Origin of the sequence: Frigoribacterium sp. SL97 (assembly GCF_026625765.1) — a bacterium.
Lineage (GTDB): Bacteria > Actinomycetota > Actinomycetes > Actinomycetales > Microbacteriaceae > Frigoribacterium.
In genome coordinates this window covers 661,207-680,154 of record NZ_CP113062.1, presented here as the reverse complement: position 1 = coordinate 680,154, position 18,948 = coordinate 661,207, and the positions used below count along the sequence as shown (strand labels likewise).

The 18,948-nt window shown below is 74.0% G+C and carries 22 protein-coding genes; 15 read left to right on the top strand and 7 right to left on the bottom strand.

Features of this window, described 5'->3' with window-relative positions:
* The first annotated feature begins 170 nt into the window (after window positions 1-170).
* The 8 genes from OVA02_RS03325 (at window position 171) to OVA02_RS03290 (ending at window position 7,400) form a co-directional block, all read left to right on the top strand.
* Window positions 171-674, top strand: coding sequence for a flagellar protein FlgN (locus OVA02_RS03325; protein WP_056043714.1), 504 nt, complete (start codon window positions 171-173; stop codon window positions 672-674).
* Between the two features lies 1 nt (window position 675).
* On the top strand, window positions 676-2,100 hold the full coding sequence (flgK, locus tag OVA02_RS03320) for a flagellar hook-associated protein FlgK (RefSeq protein ID WP_307785097.1): 1,425 nt from the start codon (window positions 676-678) through the stop codon (window positions 2,098-2,100).
* 3 nt (window positions 2,101-2,103) lie between these two features.
* On the top strand, window positions 2,104-2,988 hold the full coding sequence (gene flgL, locus OVA02_RS03315; RefSeq protein WP_267659260.1) for a flagellar hook-associated protein FlgL: 885 nt from the start codon (window positions 2,104-2,106) through the stop codon (window positions 2,986-2,988).
* Window positions 2,985-3,389, top strand: coding sequence for a flagellar assembly protein FliW (locus OVA02_RS03310; protein ID WP_056043721.1), 405 nt, complete (start codon window positions 2,985-2,987; stop codon window positions 3,387-3,389). The genes flgL and OVA02_RS03310 overlap by 4 nt, the downstream gene beginning before the upstream one ends.
* 198 nt (window positions 3,390-3,587) lie before the next feature.
* The gene (locus OVA02_RS03305) at window positions 3,588-4,796 is read left to right on the top strand and encodes a PQQ-dependent sugar dehydrogenase (protein WP_267659259.1); all 1,209 of its coding nucleotides are present in this window, start codon (window positions 3,588-3,590) and stop codon (window positions 4,794-4,796) included.
* Between the two features lie 152 nt (window positions 4,797-4,948).
* Window positions 4,949-6,205 carry a hypothetical protein gene (locus OVA02_RS03300; RefSeq protein WP_267659258.1) on the top strand — a complete coding sequence of 419 codons (1,257 nt, stop codon included), beginning with the start codon at window positions 4,949-4,951 and terminating at the stop codon, window positions 6,203-6,205.
* Window positions 6,206-6,226: 21 nt separating this feature from the next.
* Entirely contained in the window at window positions 6,227-6,682 is a 456-nt protein-coding gene (locus OVA02_RS03295) for a SprT-like domain-containing protein (protein ID WP_056043729.1), read from the top strand.
* A 73-nt stretch (window positions 6,683-6,755) separates the two neighbouring features.
* Window positions 6,756-7,400 (top strand): CGNR zinc finger domain-containing protein, encoded by a 645-nt coding sequence (locus tag OVA02_RS03290; protein WP_123571330.1) that lies wholly within the window; start codon window positions 6,756-6,758, stop codon window positions 7,398-7,400.
* A 225-nt stretch (window positions 7,401-7,625) separates the two neighbouring features.
* Here the strand turns inward: OVA02_RS03290 and OVA02_RS03285 are convergent, their stop codons facing one another.
* The gene (locus tag OVA02_RS03285) at window positions 7,626-7,931 is read right to left on the bottom strand and encodes a DUF427 domain-containing protein (RefSeq protein WP_267659257.1); all 306 of its coding nucleotides are present in this window, start codon (window positions 7,929-7,931) and stop codon (window positions 7,626-7,628) included.
* 48 nt (window positions 7,932-7,979) lie between these two features.
* Window positions 7,980-8,576 carry a hypothetical protein gene (locus OVA02_RS03280; protein WP_192122994.1) on the bottom strand — a complete coding sequence of 199 codons (597 nt, stop codon included), beginning with the start codon at window positions 8,574-8,576 and terminating at the stop codon, window positions 7,980-7,982.
* Between the two features lie 87 nt (window positions 8,577-8,663).
* Here OVA02_RS03280 and OVA02_RS03275 point away from each other — a divergent pair, with 87 nt between their 5' ends.
* Window positions 8,664-9,152, top strand: a complete 489-nt coding sequence (locus tag OVA02_RS03275; RefSeq protein ID WP_173153562.1) for a hypothetical protein — start codon at window positions 8,664-8,666, stop codon at window positions 9,150-9,152.
* 137 nt (window positions 9,153-9,289) lie between these two features.
* Here the strand turns inward: OVA02_RS03275 and OVA02_RS03270 are convergent, their stop codons facing one another.
* On the bottom strand, window positions 9,290-9,793 hold the full coding sequence (locus OVA02_RS03270) for a nucleoside deaminase (protein WP_267659256.1): 504 nt from the start codon (window positions 9,791-9,793) through the stop codon (window positions 9,290-9,292).
* Window positions 9,794-10,044: 251 nt separating this feature from the next.
* Between OVA02_RS03270 and OVA02_RS03265 the strand changes: the two genes are divergently transcribed.
* Window positions 10,045-10,644: a DUF1684 domain-containing protein gene (locus OVA02_RS03265; protein ID WP_267659672.1), complete on the top strand. Its 600-nt coding sequence runs from the start codon at window positions 10,045-10,047 to the stop codon at window positions 10,642-10,644.
* Window positions 10,645-10,729: 85 nt separating this feature from the next.
* Here OVA02_RS03265 and OVA02_RS03260 read toward each other — a convergent pair whose 3' ends face one another.
* A complete protein-coding gene (locus tag OVA02_RS03260; RefSeq protein ID WP_157485181.1) occupies window positions 10,730-11,062 on the bottom strand; it encodes a hypothetical protein in 333 nt (110 codons plus the stop codon).
* Window positions 11,063-11,208: 146 nt separating this feature from the next.
* Here OVA02_RS03260 and OVA02_RS03255 point away from each other — a divergent pair, with 146 nt between their 5' ends.
* Both OVA02_RS03255 and OVA02_RS03250 read left to right on the top strand, forming a co-directional pair.
* Window positions 11,209-11,619: a hypothetical protein gene (locus tag OVA02_RS03255; protein ID WP_267659255.1), complete on the top strand. Its 411-nt coding sequence runs from the start codon at window positions 11,209-11,211 to the stop codon at window positions 11,617-11,619.
* A gap of 445 nt (window positions 11,620-12,064) precedes the next feature.
* Complete coding sequence (locus OVA02_RS03250) at window positions 12,065-13,945, top strand: DEAD/DEAH box helicase (RefSeq protein ID WP_267659254.1); 1,881 nt, start codon at window positions 12,065-12,067, stop codon at window positions 13,943-13,945.
* 90 nt (window positions 13,946-14,035) lie between these two features.
* Here OVA02_RS03250 and OVA02_RS03245 read toward each other — a convergent pair whose 3' ends face one another.
* Both OVA02_RS03245 and OVA02_RS03240 read right to left on the bottom strand, forming a co-directional pair.
* Window positions 14,036-14,959 (bottom strand): type IV toxin-antitoxin system AbiEi family antitoxin domain-containing protein, encoded by a 924-nt coding sequence (locus OVA02_RS03245; RefSeq protein ID WP_267659253.1) that lies wholly within the window; start codon window positions 14,957-14,959, stop codon window positions 14,036-14,038.
* Window positions 14,960-15,100: 141 nt separating this feature from the next.
* Complete coding sequence (locus OVA02_RS03240) at window positions 15,101-15,649, bottom strand: NUDIX hydrolase family protein (protein WP_267659252.1); 549 nt, start codon at window positions 15,647-15,649, stop codon at window positions 15,101-15,103.
* Between the two features lie 98 nt (window positions 15,650-15,747).
* Here OVA02_RS03240 and OVA02_RS03235 point away from each other — a divergent pair, with 98 nt between their 5' ends.
* Complete coding sequence (locus tag OVA02_RS03235) at window positions 15,748-16,461, top strand: alpha/beta hydrolase (protein WP_267659251.1); 714 nt, start codon at window positions 15,748-15,750, stop codon at window positions 16,459-16,461.
* A 52-nt stretch (window positions 16,462-16,513) separates the two neighbouring features.
* Entirely contained in the window at window positions 16,514-17,191 is a 678-nt protein-coding gene (locus OVA02_RS03230; protein ID WP_123571340.1) for an SIMPL domain-containing protein, read from the top strand.
* A 42-nt stretch (window positions 17,192-17,233) separates the two neighbouring features.
* Here OVA02_RS03230 and OVA02_RS03225 read toward each other — a convergent pair whose 3' ends face one another.
* Entirely contained in the window at window positions 17,234-18,391 is a 1,158-nt protein-coding gene (locus OVA02_RS03225; RefSeq protein WP_267659250.1) for a GNAT family N-acetyltransferase, read from the bottom strand.
* A 126-nt stretch (window positions 18,392-18,517) separates the two neighbouring features.
* On the opposite strand from OVA02_RS03225, the gene OVA02_RS03220 reads away from it, so the two are divergent.
* On the top strand, window positions 18,518-18,943 hold the full coding sequence (locus OVA02_RS03220) for a DUF1810 domain-containing protein (RefSeq protein WP_267659249.1): 426 nt from the start codon (window positions 18,518-18,520) through the stop codon (window positions 18,941-18,943).
* Window positions 18,944-18,948: the final 5 nt, after the last annotated feature.

Genomic DNA, 18,948 nt, shown 5'->3' with positions numbered 1-18,948 from the left:
CGGAACGCCCCTTCCTCCGAGCGATGCTTTAAGGCTAGGTGCAGGGTTCGGGCCGATGACTAACGGGCCCCGCGCCTCCGCCGATAGTCACCGGTGCAGAGGACGCCGGGCACTCCTCGCCGACGGACGACGAACCCGACACCCCGATGCGACCGACCGAGGAGGCCCCCATGGGCGCGAACGAACTCTCCGCGCTGCTCTGGCGAGAGCGCGAGCTGCTCGAGCTGCTGACCTTCAAGCTCGAGGAGGAGCAACTGCTGCTCACCGCGGGCCGCAGCCGCTGGGTCGACCACGCCACGCGCGAGGTCGAGCAGGTGCTCGGTCGCCTCCGTTCCGCGGGGCTCGAGCGCAGCGTCGAGGTGTCGGCCGTCGCCCGCGAGTGGGGCACCGACGAGGAGGCCCCCCTGCGCGAGATCATCTCCGCGGCACCCTCCGGCCCGTGGGGCGAGATCTTCACCGCCCACCTCCGCGCCATGACCGAGCTGACCGGGCGCATCGCCCAGCTGCGCGACGAGAACGAACGCTTCCTGCGGGCCGCCGCCCGCGCCACGCAGGAGACCCTGGCCACCGCGTCCACGGGCCCCGCGACCGCGACGTACGACGCGACGGGCCAGACCGGTCACGCGAGCTCGGCCAGCGCCTCCGGCGGTCACCTCTTCGACGGGCGGCTCTGACGTGGTGAGCACCTTCGGCAGCCTGGCCACCGCCTACCGCGGGCTCACCGCGGCCCGCACCGGGCTCGACGTGGTCGGCCAGAACATCGCCAACGTCAACACCGAGGGCTACACGCGGCAACGGGTCACGCAGTCCTCGATCGAGGCGGCCGCCCGCGTGGGCGTGTTCTCGAACGGCGTCCAGCCCGGACAGGGCGTGTCGGTCGACGGCATCGCCCGCATCGGCGACCGGTTCGCCGACGCCCAGGTCCGCGGCGCCGCCGGGGCAGCCGGCTACCAGGGCGTGCGGGCGTCGGTCACGGCCGCCCTGGAGTCGTCCCTGAACGAGCCCAGCACGACCGGCATCGCCTCGCAGCTGACGAAGTTCTGGTCCGCCTGGCAGGACGTGTCGAACGACCCCTCGGCGGCGGCCCCCGCGGCCGTCCTGCTCGGCCAGGCGAACACGATCGCCCAGACCCTCTCGACCGGCTACAAGGCCGTCGACGACCAGTGGACCTCGCAGCGTCAGCAGCTCGACGGCCTCGCCTCGCAACTCAACTCGGCCGCGACCCAGGTGGCCGACCTCAACGTGCGCATCCGCACCGCGACCCAGCAGGGCGTCAGCACCAACGAACTGGTGGACGCCCGCTCGGCACTGACCGAGAAGATCGCGACGCTCGCCGGAGGCACGGTGCGCGACAACGCGGACGGCACGGTCGACGTCCTGGTCGGCGGCAACGCCCTCGTGTCGGGCGACTCGGCCCGCCAGGTGAGGGTGACCGGCGACTACACGCTGGCCACCGCCTCCTCGGGGGTCTCGCTCGAGTGGACCCACCGCGCCGGCGACCCGATCTCGCTCGACGGCGGCAGCATCGCCGGTTCGCTGTCGGTGCTCGCCCCGGCCGCGCCCGGCGGCACCGGCGGGGTGCTGGCCGAGGCCGCCGCGAGCTACGACGCCCTCGCGACCCAGCTCGCCAGCCAGGTGAACGCCGTGCACGCGACCGGCACGACCGCCGACGGCACCACGGGCCACGACTTCTTCGCCCTCACCGCCGGGGTGCCCGCGGCGCGCGGCCTCACCGTGCTGCCGACCGGCGCCTCGACCATCGCGTCGGGCAACGGCACGGGAGGCGCCCTCGACGGGTCGATCGCCCGCGCCGTCGGCCGGATCGGACTCTCGACCGGATCGCCCGACCGCGCCTGGGGCTCGATCGTCAGCACGATCGGGGCCACGGCCCGCACCGAGGCCGACCGCTCGACCCTCACCGACCTCGCGGCGACGTCCGCCAAGGGTCGCCAGCTCTCGACCGCCGGGGTCAGCCTCGACGAGGAGAACGTCAACCTGCTCACCTATCAGCACGCCTACCAGGGCGCGGCCCGCGTCATGACCGCGATCGACGAGATGCTCGACACGTTGATCAACGGCATGGGACGGGTCGGGAGGTAACCGATGATCACCCGCACCACGAACCAGATGGCCATGCTCACCGCGCAGCGCAACCTGCAGACCAGCTCGTACCGGGTCGACCAGGCCCAGCAGCGGGCCGCGAGCCTCGACCGCATCTCGAAGCCGTCGGACGATCCGGCCGGCACGGCGGACGCCCTGCGGGTCAAGGCCGAGCAGGCGGCCAACGTGCAGTTCTCCCGCAACGTCGGCGACGGCAACGGGTGGCTCTCGCTGGCAGACTCGGCGCTGTCGTCCACCGACGACGTGCTCAAGAAGGTGCGCGACCTCACGGTGCAGGGCGCCAACACCGGCGCGCTGTCGCAACCCGCCCTCGACGCCATCGCGACCGAGATCGACGGTCTCAAGGCCGACCTGCTCGCCGTGGCGAACACCTCGTACAACGGCCGCAGCGTCTTCGCCGGCACGTCGGACGCGGGCGTCGCCTTCCGCCCCGACTTCAGCTACACCGGCACCCCGGGCTCGTCGGTCACCCGCCAGATCGGCGTCGAGACCGACGTGCGCGTCGACGCCGACGGAGCCGCCGCCTTCGGCACCGGCGCCGACTCGGTCTTCAGCATGCTCGACCGCATCGCCACCGACCTGCGGGCCCGCGTCAACGTCCGCACGCGGCTCACCGAGGTCGACGCCCGGTTGACGGCCGTGCGCGGCGTACAGTCCGACATCGGGGCACGACAGTCCCAGATCCTGAGAGCCGAGGACACCCTCTTGGACACCAAGACCACGCTGGAGGCGCAGCGCGCCGGCATCATGGACCTCGATCTCGGCGAGGCCGTGCTCGACCTGCAGATGCAGAACACCTCGTACCAGGCGGCCCTCGCGGTCACCGCCAAGGTGCTGCAGCCCACGCTGATGGACTTCCTCCGATGAGCGCGAACGCCGCCCGCGAGGTCGCGGGCTCCGTCGTGACGTTCGTCGCGCCTCCGTTCGGTCTCGAGCCGCTCACCGACTTCTCGCTCGAGCGCATCGACGGCGCCCACGGGCTCTTCGCCCTGCGGGCGAACGGGTCCGAGGTGCGACTGTTCGTGCTCGACGCGTCGGTGCACCTGCCCGACTACTCGCCCGTCGTGTCGGACGACCAGTCCGCCACCCTCGACCTGCAGGACGCCGCCGACGCCCTGCTGCTCGTCGTCGCGACACCCGCGTCGACCGGCATGACCGTCAACCTGCTCGCGCCGATCGTGGTCAACGTGCGCACCGGAGCGGGCGCCCAGTTGATCCTCGAAGGCCAGGACTGGCCGCTGCGCGCCGAGCTGAGCCCCCGCGCGTAGCCACCTGCCGGCGGTCGGGCACCGGGTCGCCCGTCGGCTGGGTACGGGTTCGCCCCTCGGCTGGGCACCGGCTCGCCCCTCGGCTGGGCACGGGTTCGCCCCTCGGCTGGGCACGGGCTGCGAAGGCGGTCACGGTGTGGTGACGACCGATGCGGCCGTCGCGCCCATCGGCTTGCCTGGGACGCAGGAGGCGCGATCATGATCACGACACCCCGCACCGCACGGCACCGGTTCGCCGTCGGCACGATGGCGGCGGTCACCGCCGTCCTGCTCGTCGGCTGCTCCACCGGGGACGACGCCCCGGGTTCGGGCGGTCCGGCCGCCACGCGTCCGGCGTCTGAGACCCCGACCGACCCGACGGCCGCCGCCGGACCCGGTCCGGTCGCGCCGACCGCCGACGCGACCGCCGTCACCGTCGCGGCCGACGCCGTGACGACCGACGTCGCCACGGACCTGGCCGCCCCCTGGTCGGTCGTGCGACTCGACACCGGGTCGTCGTTCGTCAGCCTGCGCGACACCGGCACCGTGCTCGAACTGCTCGCCGACGGCAGCACGCGCGAGGCCGGCACCATCGGCGGGGTCGTGCACGAGGGCGAGGGCGGGTTGCTCGGCCTGGCCGTGCTCGCGGGTTCGCCGTCGTACCTCTACGCCTACGCCACCACCGCCGACGACAACCGCGTCGTGCGCGCGCCGATCACGGGTGAGGTCGGCTCGTACGGCCTGGGCGAGCAGGAGACGGTGATCACGGGCATCCCCAGGGCGAGCAACCACGACGGCGGCCGCATCGCGTTCGGCCCGGACGGGGCCCTGTACGTGACGACCGGCGACGCGAACCAGCGGCCGAACGCCCAGGACCCCGGCTCGCTCGGCGGAAAGGTGCTGCGCGCGACCGCGATCGGCGGCGTGCCCGACGACAACCCCGAACCCGGGTCGCTCGTCTACTCGCTCGGCCACCGCAACCCGCAGGGCATCGCCTGGGACGCCACCGGCGCCGCCTGGGCGGCCGAGTTCGGGCAGAACACCTACGACGAGCTCAACGCGCTCGAGCCCGGGGCGAACTACGGCTGGCCGGACGTCGAGGGGCGCGGCGACGTCGCGGGCTTCGCGGACCCGGTGCTGCAGTGGTCGACCGACGACGCCAGCCCGAGCGGCCTCACGGCGGTCGGCACGACGCTCTACCTGGCCGGGCTCGGCGGCGAGAAGCTGTTCGAGATCCAGGTGGCTCCCGGCTCCGAGGCCGTGCCGACCGAACTCTTCGCCGGCGACCGGTCGCTCGGCCGCATCCGCGACGTCCTGCCCGGTCCCGACGGCACCCTCTGGCTCGTGACGAACAACACGGACGGGCGCGGCACGCCGAGCGCCGGCGACGACCGCATCGTCAGCGTCCCCCTCACCCCGGCCCCCTGACCCGGCGGGCGCCACCGGAGGAGGCGCGGGTCGGGTTCCGCACACCGGCCCCAGGAGGCGCGGGGCGGGTTCCGCACACCGACCCCGACACTCGCTCACACGCTGCGCGCCGCGCGGCCTGTTCGGGGGCCGGGCGGTTACCCTCGTACTCGATGAGCCAGCACGACCGACCCGACACGACAGCACCCGGCAGCGCCCGCCCCCAGACCGTGCCGCCGGGGTTCGCCGCGCCCGTCGTGCGCGGGACCGGTGGTGCCGGCGGCTTCGACCCCGTCAGCCTGCGCACGGCCGTCGACGTGCCCGTCGCCGAGGCCCGCCTCGCCGCCCTGGGCCAGAGCCGCAGCACCGCCGCCCTCGGCGAGCGCGCCGACCTGCTGCGCCTGCTCGGCCGCCTCGACGAAGCCCTGGCCATCGCCGAAGAGGCGTTCCGTCTGGCGCACTTCACCGGCGACCGGGCCGACTCGACGGCGGCCCGCATCCGACGGGCCCACATCTTCCGCGAGCAGGGCAAGCTCGACCGTGCACTGAACGACCTGCACACCAGCCGCATCACGGCCGCCACCGAAGAATGGCGCGAGCTCGAGGCCGCCGCCGCCGAGCTCGAGGGCTACACGCTCTACGACCTGGGCCGCAACGAAGAGGCGCGCGAGACCCTGGCCAAGGCGCTCGAGGCGTACGAGGCGTCCGGTGCCCCGCGCGACCGGACGAACGGCCTGCGCGTCGCGATCGAGGGCGTCATGCGCGCCTACCTCAGCGACACCGGCCCGCAGCCACGACTCGAGGCCCCGGCCGTGGGTGACACGAACCCGGTGCCGCTCCAGCCCCTGACCGCGTCGCCGACGTCGGCCCCTGCCCCGGCCCGATCCCAGGGCCGGACCCAGGTGCCCCGCTTCGACGGCATCGCCTCGCTCTACGGTGGTGCGCCCACGTCGACGCCGGCGTCCGCTCCCGCCCCGGCTTCTGCTCCGGAGGTGCCCGCGGGCACCGCGGCCGCGGCCGCCGGCGACGGCGCGGGGGCCGACGTCGTCCCCGCCCGCCAGCCCATGGACGCCGCGCGCACCGCCGCGATCAGCTTCGACCCCGAGTCCATGCCCGACGAGGCCGCCGCGTCGCCGGTGGCCGAGGCCGCCGCCGCCCGCGCCGAGAAGGTCGCCGCGACGGCTCCGGCCGCACCACGCGACGGTGGGCTCTGGGGCAAGATCAGCCACCTCGCCGAGCGTGCCGCGGGTCACCGCGACCGCGACTCCGACGAGTTCGACGCCGAGCGGCGGGGCGACGCCGAGCGTCGCGGCGCCGACGAGGGCCGTACCGGGGAGCGACCCCGCACGGGCGGCACCGGCGTGACCGGCGTGGTGGACGGCCTCCCGCGCGACGACGAGCCCACCACCTGGCCGTTCCCGCGGCGCTGACCCGCGCCTCCTGACCTCGACGTGGCCGACCTCGACCGGGTGCGGCGCTGGGCCGCCGCGCTCATCGACCTGCACCTCGACCCCGCCGTGTGGACCTTCGGCTTCGACAACGCCAAGACGCGCGCGGGCCTGTGCAACTACACGACCAAGCGCATCACGGTCTCGCGGCACCTCGCCGGCCGCTACGACGACGACGAGATCCACCAGGTGCTGCTCCACGAGGTCGCCCACGCCCTCGCCGGCTCCCGCGCCGGTCACGGTCCCCGGTGGAAGGCCGTCGCCACCGACCTGGGCTACGTCGGCTCGCGCCTGCACGACGGAGCCATCGCCAGCGAGCTCGCCCCGTGGGTCGGGGTCTGTCCGGCGGGGCACGAGCACTACCGCTACCGTCAACCGGCGCGACCACTCGCCTGCGGGAAGTGCTCGCGGCGGTACGACCCGGCCCACCTCATCACCTGGACGAAGCGCGCGGTCTGACACCGCGCCTCCCGGGCCCGGTCCGGGCGGGACGAGGGCCGTCAGGAGGCGCGTAACCGGTTAGGGTGGTCAGGTGCAGACCGGACAGTGGCTCAGATCCGACACCGACACCCGGTGGTTCTTCGACTCGGGCGCGCTCAGCCTCGACTTCGCGTACCTCGGCGGGTTCCGTGCCGGGTCGCGGTTCGGCCCGGAGTCGGGCCTCGACCTGCCCGCCGACGGGTCGACCCCCTGGGACGGCCTCCTGCTGCCCGCCGACCTCGACGACTGGATCGGCGAGCGCTTCGACGGCATCGCGGGCTCGGCGGGGGATCGCGAGCTCGCCGACGCCCGGGGCCTGCGCGACGCGGTCGCCCGGCTCGCGGTCGCCGCGGCCGACGGCACCTCGACCGACCCCGACGACGTCGACACCCTCAACCTGTTCGCGGCCCTGCCCGACGTCCCGCCGTCGCTCGAGGGCGGACGACGCCAGGCCGGGGCCGGGCGCCTGCGGCTCGGGCAGGCGATGGCGTCGGTCGCGCGCGACGCGGTGACCCTCTTCACGGCCGTCGGCTTCGTCGGCGGACCGGACTCGCGCCTCCGTCGGTGCACGAACGAGGCGTGCGGGCTCGTCTTCTTCGACGAGTCGCGCGCGGGCAGCCGCCGCTGGTGCTCGATGCAGCGGTGCGGCAACCGGGCCAAGGTCCGGGCGCACCGGGCCCGCGCCGCCCGCGCCTGAGCAGGGAGCCGCGCAGGCCTTTCGTGCGCTCCGGTCGCCGGGCCGCCCCGCTCGGCCACCGCTTCGGCTTGCCGCCCCGACCTGCCGCCCACGATCGCTCTCTGCCCCTCTACGCCACGAACTGAACAACCCGCCACGCGATTCGGTGGCGGGTTGTCGAGTACGTGGCGGCGTGAGCGGTGCGGCCCCGGCTGGGGCCGCATCGAGCACGGAGGCGACGGTCGGTCAGTCGACGACCGAGACGTCCTTCCAGAAGGCGACGTAGCCCGAGTAGTCCTTGCCGACGCGGTCGAACGAGGTCGGGATCGGGGTCGGGTAGCTCCAGGCACGGTCCTGCAGCAGGTCGTCGCCCGACGTGACGCTGAAGTACTGCGTGTCGCCCTTCCACGGGCAGTGGTACTGGGTGGGGCTCTCGGTCAGCAGGTCGGAGTTCACGCTCGCGGGCGGGAAGTACCAGTTGCCCTCGATCGAGATCAGCTCGTCCTTCGGGGCCTCGGCGACGACGGTTCCGTCGGTGAGCACTGCCTTCATGGTTCCTCCTGCGGTCGGGGCGACGTTCGGGTCGCTCTGGCCTCAACGCTACGCCGAGGGGGTGAATTCCCCTCGGGAGCCCGACGGGGCCACGACGGCGAGGGCAGCGGAGGACGAGGAGGCGCGGGCCGCGTCGACCACGTCGCCTCGGTCGGTGGCGACCAGCTCGGCCGCCGAGGCCGAGGCCGTCAGCAGGTGCGACGAGGCCCGGGCGAGCGCCCCGGAGGCGGCGCAGGCGACGGCGGCCTCGGGCGACGAGAAGTCGATGCCGACCGCGGCGAGCGCGTCGACCACCGCCCCGGCGGCGAGCTGGTCCTCGACGGCGGGCCGGAACCCGTCCGCGTCGACCGCCCCCGCGGCGACGATCGCCACGAGGGCACGGTCGCCTCGTCGGGCCTGACGCTCGACCACGTGCCGGGCCACCTCGGGTGCCGCCCCGGCGCCGGTGACGACCAGGACGTCGGCCCCGCTCGCGACCTCGGGCAGACCGGCGACGACGCGCACGGTCTCGTCCCGCGTCAGCGTGCCGTGCCCGTCGAGCACGTCGACCACGACGAGGACGTGCGCGCCCGGGGCGATGCGGGCGGCTCCGGCCACGCCGTGGTCGAACCTCACCTGGTACTTCTGCTGGCCGTGCGGACTCATCCGACCAGCGTAGGCAGCCGCACTCGGACGTCGCCCGTGCGTGACGCGACGTGACGTGCGATCAGGCGGCGGGAGTTGGATCGGGGCATGCACGTGCAGCTCAAGCTCCGCCTCGCCTGCCCCGTCGATGTCGCGACCGACGCCCTGCGCGACCCTCGGGTGATGGTCGCCGTGACGAAGCCGCTGGTCGTCTACCGGTCCGAGTCGCCGTCGGGCTTCCCCGACCGCTGGACCGAGGAGGCGCACCCGGTGTCGGCGAGCATCCTCGGCGTCCTGCCGCTCGGCAGCACGCACGTCGACCTCGACTGGCACGAGCGCGACGGTGCGTGGATCCAGCGAGACACCGGGCGTGGCACGAGTGGCCAGTTCGCCCGCATGCGCATCAACCACCGGATGGCCGTCGTGCCGGACGGTCCGGGCCACACGCTGCTGCGCGACCGGCTCGAGTTCCACGCCGGGCCGTTGGGCCTCGTGCTCTGGCCCGGGCTCTGGGCGACCTGGCAGTGGCGCGCCCTGCGGATGAAGGCGCTCGCCCCGACCTGGCGCGGGGCGTCGACCCACCCGAAGCACGTCTGACCCGCGGCGCGGTCCGGAGCAGCACTCAGCCGTGGCAGGTCGGCCGTCGCAGGTCGACCGTGCCGGGCTGGCCGTCACAGTTCGACCGTGCCGGGCTGGCCGTCGCGCGTCGGCCGTCGCGCGTCGACCGCTCCGCGTCAGCCCCAGAAGCCGGCGTGCACGGCCGAGGCCTCGTCGAACAGGGCCGGCCCCGACACCGACACCGCGCCGCCGCCACGCGCGAAGACCTCGCGGCAGGGCAGGTCGAGCGTGGATTCGCCCTCTTGCTCGGTGACCATGCCGAGCAACTGCTGCTCGGCGAGCGCGTAGACGACGCGGCCGATGCCGGCCCAGTGGATCGCTCCGGCACACATCGCGCACGGTTCGGTGCTCGTGTAGAGGGTCGCGGCCTTGAGCGTCGACTTGTCGAACCGCTGCGCGACGAGCCGGACGAGGTTCATCTCGGCGTGGCCCGTCGGGTCGCCCTCGGTGACGACCGTGTTCTCGGCCTCGACCACGTCTCCGTCGGCCGTGAGCACCAGGGAACCGAAGGGATGGTTGCCGTGGTCGCGAGCCTGCTGCGCGACCTCGATCGCGCGGTGCAACCGCGCCAGGTCGGCCGGGGTGACGGTGGGGTCGGGAGTCGTGGTGTCGGTCGTCATGGGGCGAGCGTAGCCAGGGAGCACCGTCCGCCGCGGCCGGGACGGCGAGCTGTGGACGGGCGACCTGCCTGTGAGCGAGCCACGGGCGGCGGGGCGACCGCCTGCGTACGGTGGCAGAGGTGACCGACCCGACCCGCGCCTCCTCGTCCACCGGTGAGACCACCGCCGACACCGGCGTCGACGCCTCTGCCGAGACCACCGCCGACGCCGCCGCCAGCACCGCCCCGAGGCCCGCCCAGGGAGCGCTCGACATCGCCTCGTGGCGGCGGACGATCCACGGGCTCTACCGCGACGTGCGCGAGGCGACCGACCTGGCGGCGGCGCACGACCTGTGGCGACGCACCCGCGACGAGCTGTTCTCGACGCACCCCTCGACCCCGCTGCTGCCCGAGGACCGCCCCGACTTCACCGGCCTACCGACGAAGCCGTACGACCCGGCCTGGCGCTTCGAGGTGTCGGTCGAGTCGGCGGAACCGCGACGCATGGTGGTCGAGACCGGCACCGACGGCGACGTGCTCTTCGACCTCGTCGGCGTGGCCGACGTGCCCGGCGTCGGCAGCCTCGACGTGTGGAAGCTGGCGCAGTACGCCGGCGGCCTGTTCATCCCGGTCAAGGACGCGCTGGCGGGCAAGCCCGGCGGCACCTACGGCGGAGGGCGCTACCTGATCGACTCGGTCAAGGGCGCCGACCTCGGCGCCGGCGGCGAACCCGGCACGATCGTGCTCGACTTCAACTTCGCGTACAACCCCAGCTGCGCCTACGACCCCGCCTGGGCCTGCCCGCTCGCCCAGCCCGGCAACACCGTCGCGGTCGAGATCCCCGTCGGCGAACGGTACGGGCGCGCGCACTGATCGGGGCCCGCAGGCGGACGCGCGCACCGCTCCAGCCCCGCGAGCGGACGCGCGCACCGCTCGAACCCCGCGGGCTGGTCTGCGCCTAGCCCTTCGGCTCGGAGTCGACCTCCACCGCGACGCCGTAGTCGTCACCGCCGTCCGTGCTGATCACCGAGACCGAGTCGTAGACGACGTCGGAGCCCGGGGTCCTGACGTCGCAGTGCACCTCCGCCTGGTCGACGACGGAGACCGCGTCGTCGCCGCAGTCGACGTCGGGGCGGGTGCCGACCTCCTTCTCGAGGGCGTCGGCGACCGTGGTGGCGAAGGCGCTGGACGACACGGTCCGGTCGATCGAGGCCGAAGCGGTGCATCCGACCAGGGCCGTCGCCAGGACGGAGGCGGTGATCACGCTCGAGACGACTGTCGATGTGCGCATGGGTGCAGACCTTCCGGACGAGGAGGAGACCGCGGTGCGTGCCCCCGGAGCCGCGGCCCTCGCGCCCCCGACGCGTAGCCAACCACGTCGTCCGGGCGGTAGAACGACAGGTCGATCCTCGCGCGCACGTCGACTAGCGTCGGATCATGACCCCGACGACGCCGCCCACCACCCCGTCGAGCCCCTCGACCCCGTCGAGCCCGTCGAGCCCTGAGGTCGTGACGCAGGCGCTGCTCGACCTCGGCTCGCGACCCGAGCATCCCTTCACCACGAGCATCGAGGGCGGACGCATCGTCTTCACCTGGGTCTACGACAAGGCATCGGGGCCGTTCGGCAGCCGGGAGCAGTCGTACCGGCTGCGCATCACCCTGATCCCCGAGACCTCCGAGTACAAGAGGTCCGAGATCGGCGTCGAGCGGCAGCGCGGCTCGGTCAGCGGCTCGTACACGTTCAACTCGGCGAAGGTCGTCGGCCCGGTCAAGCGCACGCTCGAGGCCCACGGCTGGCACCGCCGACGCACGGCGCTGGGCAAGGCCATCCGGCGCCTGTTCTCGTAGCGGAGGCAGGTCGGACGTCAGGAGGCGCGGTGGGGGCGAGGCGTCCCGAGGGGACGACCCGCGCCTCCTCGGCTCGTCCCCGGCGCCGCCACGCGGCGCCCCGCACGGCCGTGCACAACCACACCCGTCGCGTTTTCCGGCGCCAGCCGCTAGGCTGGGGTCACTTGCGAGCCGGCCCGATCGGCTCCCTGCGTCGTAGCACGCCCCTCACCGCCTCTCCGTCCTGGCACACACCCAGGCAGACCAGCAGGCGCGCGAAGCTCACTCTGCGGCGAAACGATCGTGCACACCTGCACCGTCGCCACACCTCGAGCCCGGCTACGACAGCCGTCCTCCCGGCACTGCCCCGCCCTCGTGCGAGCACGTCCCCGACGTGCCTCCTCACCAGCAGGCGGCCAGGCAGCCTCGGCCCGGCTCGACACCGATGCCCCGAAAGGTGCACCACATGTCAACGAACACCCTCGACACCGAGAACACCACCGGCGCCACGAGCGTCGACGAGACGGCCGACGCCGTCACCTTCAGCTCGCTGGGCGTGCCCGCCCCGATCGTGAAGTCGCTCGCCGCAGAAGGCAAGACCACCGCGTTCCCGATCCAGGTCGACACGCTGCCCGACACGCTCGGCGGTCGCGACGTCCTCGGCCGCGGCAAGACCGGCTCGGGCAAGACCCTCGCCTTCTCCATCCCCATGGCCGCACGCCTCGGCGGCAAGCTGGCCGGCGGCAACCGTCGCGCCGGTCGCCCCCTCGGCCTCGTCCTCGCCCCCACCCGCGAGCTCGCCACGCAGATCGACGCCGTCCTCGCCCCGCTCGCCGAGGCCTACGGCATGCGCACCACCACGATCTTCGGCGGCGTCTCGCAGAACCGTCAGGTGCAGGCCCTCAAGGCCGGCGTCGACATCATCATCGCCTGCCCCGGCCGCCTCGAAGACCTCATGAAGCAGGGCTTCGTCAAGCTCGACGCCATCGAGATCACCGTCCTCGACGAGGCCGACCACATGGCCGACCTGGGCTTCCTGCCCGGCGTCACGCGCATCCTCAAGGCCACCCCGAACGACGGCCAGCGCCTGCTCTTCAGCGCCACCCTCGACAACGGCGTGGACAAGCTGGTCAAGCAGTTCCTCCACAACGAGGTGCTGCACTCGGTCGACGAGGCCAACTCGCCCGTCGCCAAGATGACCCACCACGTCTTCGAGACGCCCGACGTCGACAGCAAGAACGCGCTCATCCAGAAGCTCGCGAGCGGCCAGGGCCGTCGCATCCTCTTCATGCGCACCAAGCACCACGCGAAGAAGCTCGCCAAGAAGCTCACCGAGTCGGGCATCCCCTCGGTCGACCTGCACGGCAACCTGTCGCAGCCGCAGCGCGACCGCAACCTCGCCGCCTTCCAGGACGGTTCGGCCCGCGTGCTCGTCGCCACCGACGTCGCCGCCCGTGGCGTGCACGTCGACGACATCGAGCTCGTCATCCACGTCGACCCGCCGACCGAGCACAAGGCGTACCTGCACCGCTCGGGCCGCACCGCCCGCGCCGGAGCCGAGGGCGACGTCGTCACCCTCGTCATCCCCAGCCAGAAGCGCGACGTCGCCCAGCTGATGAAGAAGGCGGACATCCGCCCGACCATCACCGCCGTGACGCCGAACTCGCCCGAGGTCGACGCCCTCGTCGGCCAGGTCGCCGCCTACGTCAAGCCCTCGCCCAAGGCTGCCGTCCAGCAGCAGCAGGGTGGCGGCGGACGCTCGCAGGGCGCGAACGCCCAGCGCAAGCGCGCCGCCCGTCAGGACTCGCAGGGCAACCCCATCGCCCGCCAGGACCGTTCGGGTCGCCCCAGCCAAGGAGGCGCGGGTCGCGGTTCCGACGCCGGTCGCGCCGGTGCCGGTGCCGGTCGTTCGGGTGGCTCGCGTGACGGCGGCCGCCAGGGTGGCCGCGACGGCGCCCGCCGCGACGCCGCTCCCCGCGGTGGCGCCTCGACCTTCTACTCGACCGAGTCGGGCCGCGGTTCGTCCACGCCCGTCCGCGACGACGCCCGTGGCACGCGCGACGGTGCTCGCGACGAGACCCGTGGCACCCGCCAGACCGGTCGCCGCGCCCAGAGCAGCGGCACCCAGAGCGACGGCGGCCAGAGCCGCACCAACGCCGTCCGCAACGACCAGGCCGAGTTCGCCGCGTCGCTCGGCGGCTCGCGCGAGGGCGGCCAGCGTGACGGCGGCCAGCGCAGCGGCGGACGCCGCGCCTCGTCCGAGGGCGGCCGTCCCGGCTCGCTCAAGGTCGGCGGCCTCGTGGGCGGCAAGGCCCGCACCGGCGGCGGCCAGCGCGGCGGTCGCTGACCCGACCGGCTACCACACCCCCGAACCGGCGTGACACCCTCTGATCCGAGGGTGTCACGCCGGTTCGGGGGTGTTGCGCTGCCAGCCCCCTCAGCGCACCCCGGCGCGCGCGAGGGCCCGCACCATGGGCTCGGCGCGCAGGGCGTCGCCCCAGGTCCATCGGACGACCGTGCGCACGCCGGGCAGCGCTCGCAGATCGTCCTCGCGCCGCTTCTCGTCGATCACGACCTGCTCGGGGCTGCGCCCGGCCCGCATCCGTTCGTCGCGGTACTTCACCTCGCCGTCGAACTCGCCGATGACGCCGAACTGCGGCCACCAGAAGTCCACGAAGCCGATCAGGGGGCCCGTCACCGGGAACCGGGCCTGCAACACGGGCCCCGTGAGCCCGGCGGCCCTCATGCCCGCCCGACTCAGCGACTCACCCGGCGACTCGGACCGCCCGTCGGCGAACGCGACGGCGACCGCCGCCCGACGACGCCCGGGCACCCCGGGCCGTGCGGCCAGGGCGGCCTCGAGCGCGGACCGGTCGTACGCACCCGCGTGCAGCCCGTGGTCGAGCACGACGGTCGCCCCGCGCAGGTCGCGCCGGCGCACGCTGTCGACGGCCGCGCGGGCGGCACCCACCACCGGCAACCCGTCGACCGTGTCGATCTCGCCGTCGCCGAGGGGCGCCGCGTGCTGGTGGACGGACCCGGTCACCTTGTCACGAGCGCGCTGACGTGCCACGACGTGCACCCTCCGAGGCCACTCGCCCAGCAGCGGAAACCCCCGAATGGCGAGGGCGGACTCGTGGGAGACGACGGCGTCCGGTCCGAGCCGGGGCAGCACCGCGTGCACGCGGGCGGTGTGCTGCGACGCCGGGCCGAGCGACCGCCAGTCGTCCGTCCGGACGTACACGCCGGCGGCGAGCCTCACCGCGAGGCCACGTCGCGCGTCCCGCTCGATGGACGAGGCATCCACGCCGTCGTCGACGAGCCGGGACCGACGGATGAGCAGGCCTGACGTGTCGCGCATCGGTCCAGCCTGGCCGAGCGCCGTCAGGGACGGGGCCAGCGCCTCCTCGCCTGTGGAGAGGCGCTGGGCGACACCCCCGAACCGGCGAGACACCCCGAGATCCGCGGGTGTCACGCCGCGCCGGGGGTGTTGCGAGCGCCGCTAGTGCAGGGCGCCGACGGAGGCGAGGGCGCTGCTCAGCAGGGTGCCGCGCCCGCCCTCCATCTCGGCGGCGACCTCGTCGGAGGCGGCCTGGTGCGGCGTCAGCCAGGTGAGCTCGAGGGCGTCCTGCCGCGGGTCGCACGTGCCCGTGACGGGCACCACGTACGCGAGCGACACCGCGTGCTGACGAGGGTCGGTGTAGACCGACGAACCGGGCAGCGGGAAGTACTCGGCGACCTGGAACGGCACCGGAGACGGCGGCAGCTGGGGGAAGGCCATCGGCCCCAGGTCTTTCTCGAGGTGGCGGAACAGCGCGGTGCGCAGGCTCTCGCCGTACATCACCCGGCCCGACACGAGCATGCGCGAGATCGACCCCTCGTCGGAGGCGCGGAGCAGCACCCCGACCTCGGTCACGACCCCCAGGCCGTCGGTCCGCACGGGCACGGCCTCGACGTAGAGGATCGGCAGGTGCTGACGCGCCTGGAAGAGCTCGTCCTCCGAGAGCCAGCCGGGATTGGGGTCGGGGTCGGGTGTCCGCACGGAGCTCATGGGCCATTCTTACCGGCTCGGGGGCCCGATCGCGTGACGTGACGCTACGGGCGAACAGCACCGGCCCCGATGTCGGCACCCGTCGCTAGGCTCGGCCCATGGTGCAGATCGACCCGTCCCTCGTCCAGTGGTCCGCCGTCGAGGCCGAGCGTGACGGGCGTCCCCTGCTCGTGTTGCTGCACGGCGTGGGCTCGCACGAGGGCGACCTGATCGCGCTCGCCCCCTACCTGCCGCAGCAGTTCGTGGTCGCGTCGCTGCGGGCACCACTGCCCCACGGCGACGGCTTCTCGTGGTACTCGCTGTCGACTCCCGGCGCACCCGATCCGGGCGCCGTCGACGACGCGGCCGAGGCCGTGCTCGCCTGGCTCGACTCGCTCGGGGCGCACCATCCGTCCGTCAGCCTGCTCGGGTTCTCGCAGGGCGGGTCGCTCTCGCTGCAGCTGCTCCGTCACGCGCCCGAGCGGTTCGCGTTCGCGGCCGTGCTCGCCGGGTTCGTGGTCCCCGCCGCGGGCGACGACGCCACGCTCGAGCGCGCGGCCGCACGCGACGACGCCGTCACGGCCGCCCGCCCCGCCGTCTTCTACGGTCGCGGCGACGTCGACCAGGTCATCCCCGCCGACGCCGTCGAGCGCACGTCCGCCTGGCTCGAGACGCACGCCGACGCCGAGCAGACCGTCTACCCCGGGCTGGCCCACGGCATCTCGCAAGAAGAACTCGACGACCTCAACGCGTTCATCGGTCGCGTCACCGCCGCGCCGGTGGTCGACGGCGGTGCCTCCGTGGTGGCCGGCGAGGCCGCCTCCGCCGACTGACCACCGGGCCCCACCCGGCCCCGCACCACCCGACGAACGAAGGAGGCGCGCGATGGCGACGCTCTCGGTGTCCGGTTCCGCCACCCACCGCCACCGTGCCGAGCGCGGCGTCGTCCACCTCGCCGTGGGCTTCGACGGCGACGACCGCGAGGAGGTCGTCCGCGACACCGCCGCGGTGCACTCCCGCCTCACCGAACAGGCCACTGCCTGGCGCCGCCAGGAGGCCGCCACCTGGTGGAGCGCACAGAGCGTCACGGTCGCGGTCGAGACCGAGGCGACGACCGACCGGGGCGACGGGGCCGACGCGACCCGCGCCTCCTCGGTGGTGCGGTTCCGCACCCGGGCCGCCGTCGACGTGCGGTTCAGCGACTTCGACGCGTTGGCGTCGTGGGTGGGCGACGTCGCCGTCGAACCGGGCGTCACCGTCGAGTGGATCGAGTGGTCGCTCAGCCACGACCGCCGGCCCGAGGTCGAGAAGGCCGTGCGGGTCGCCGCGATCGCCGACGCGGTCACCCGGGCCGGCGACTACGCCGAGGCGCTCGGGCTCGGTCGGCCGACGCTGCAGTCGGTCTTCGAGCCGGGGTTGCGGCCCGGCGCTCCCGGTGGAGGCAGCCCGTTCGGCCTGGCCCGTGCCGTCGCGACGTTCTCGTCGGGCGGCCCCGTGGCGTTCGACCTGCACCCGGACGACATCGAGGTCACCGCCGAGGTCAGCGCCGACTTCGTCGCCTGACCCGTCTCCGGGCCCGACCGACCGGCAGGCCCGCCTCCCGCCTCACAGCAGCCGGTGCCACACCCCCTCGACGCCGATCGGCACGAACCCGACGGCCTCGTTGACCGCGAGCATGGGCCGGTTCTCCTCGGCGTTGAAGGTCAGCACGGACGGGCGTCCCGGCTTCTCCGCGATCAGTCGGTCGAGGTTGGCGACCTTGACGAGCCAGCCCAGCCGGTGCCCGCGGTGCTCACGCCGCACGAGGGTCATCTGCTGCATCGCGGGCCGCGACGCGTCGTCGGGAACCGCGAGGTCGGAGCACGCGACGAGTCGGCCGGTCGGCACGTGCTCGGCCGCCGCGGTCAGCGAGGCCCGCCCGCTCGCGGCGCGTCGCTGCTCGGCCTCGACCAGGCGGTCGACGGTCCAGACGTCCTCGGGCTCCGGCACGTTACCCATCGGTGCGTCGGTGCTCAACGCGGTCGCCATCGCCGCGACGTCGGACCGCCAGCGCGGAGGCGTGGGGCCGGACCAGGTGTGGACGCGGTACTCGTCCCCCGCCGCGGCGAGCGCCTCGGAGCGGATCGCGGCCAGCGCCTCCTCGTCGACCGGCAGGGGCAGGCGGCTGATGCGCTCGACCTGGCCGAGCGCATAGCCGCGCGAGAGCGCGAACCGGACCTCCGAGGAGGCGCGGGGCACCCATCCGTGACCGGTCGAGGCCTCGAGGCGGTCGCCCGGGGCGGGGCGCGAGCCCTGGCCGGACGCGACGAAGGAGATCGCGTCGGTCCTGCCCGCCGCGCGGGCGACGGCCTCGACGTGGTCGAGCAGGGCCGTGCCGAGCCCCCGGCGGCGGTGCTCGGGGGCGACGGCGACCCAGAGCCAGCAGGTCGTGACGGTCGGGTCGGCGAGCGTCTCGTAGGTGGCCTGGCCGACGATGCGACCACCGGACCGCACCACGAACAGCCGCCGCGGCGTGAACCGGTCGTGCCACTGCGGCAGCTGTTCGGCCGGGCCGAAGTCGAGGTCGCCGAAGCCGAGCACCTCGGCCTGGACGGCGTTCTCGAGGCCGATGGCCTCGACGTAGGCGGCGACGCGTGCGGCGTGGTCAGCGCGGTCGGCGCGGTTGGCATCGGCGTCGTGGCCGGCATCGGCGTCGGCTCCGGCGTCGGAACGGGGCTCGAGGGTGTCGGGCACGACGATCCCATCGATCACGATGTCGGTCACGGGGGCTCCGGGGTCGTGGCGGGGACGTGGTCCGCCGCCCGGCAGGGCAGCCGACCAGGGTAGCGCCGTCCTCGGCCTCCGCGCCAGGGGGGAGACGGCTCGATCCGCGGCGCGTAGAACGGGGCGATGAGCGATCCCTTCGACCTCGGACGGTACGTCGACGCGCAGGACGCCGGCGGCACCCACGACCAGGCCCTGGCCGAGCTGCGCCGCGGGCGGAAGACCTCGCACTGGATGTGGTTCGTCTTCCCGCAGATCTCCGGCCTCGGCCGCAGCGGCATGGACCGCACCTACGCGATCCGATCGCTCGACGAGGCGCGGGCCTACCTCGCCCATCCCCTGCTCGGCCCGCGCCTGCGCGAGGCGGCGGGCGTCGCGGCCCGGGCGGACGCCGCGAGCGCCGGCGAGTTGATGGGCGGGATCGACGCCCTCAAGCTGCGCTCGTCGATGACCCTGTTCGCGCGGGCCGACCCGGCCGAACCCGAGTTCCGGGCCGTGCTCGATCGTTGGTTCGACGGCGTCGAGGACGACCTGACCGTCGCCCGCCTCTGAGCCCG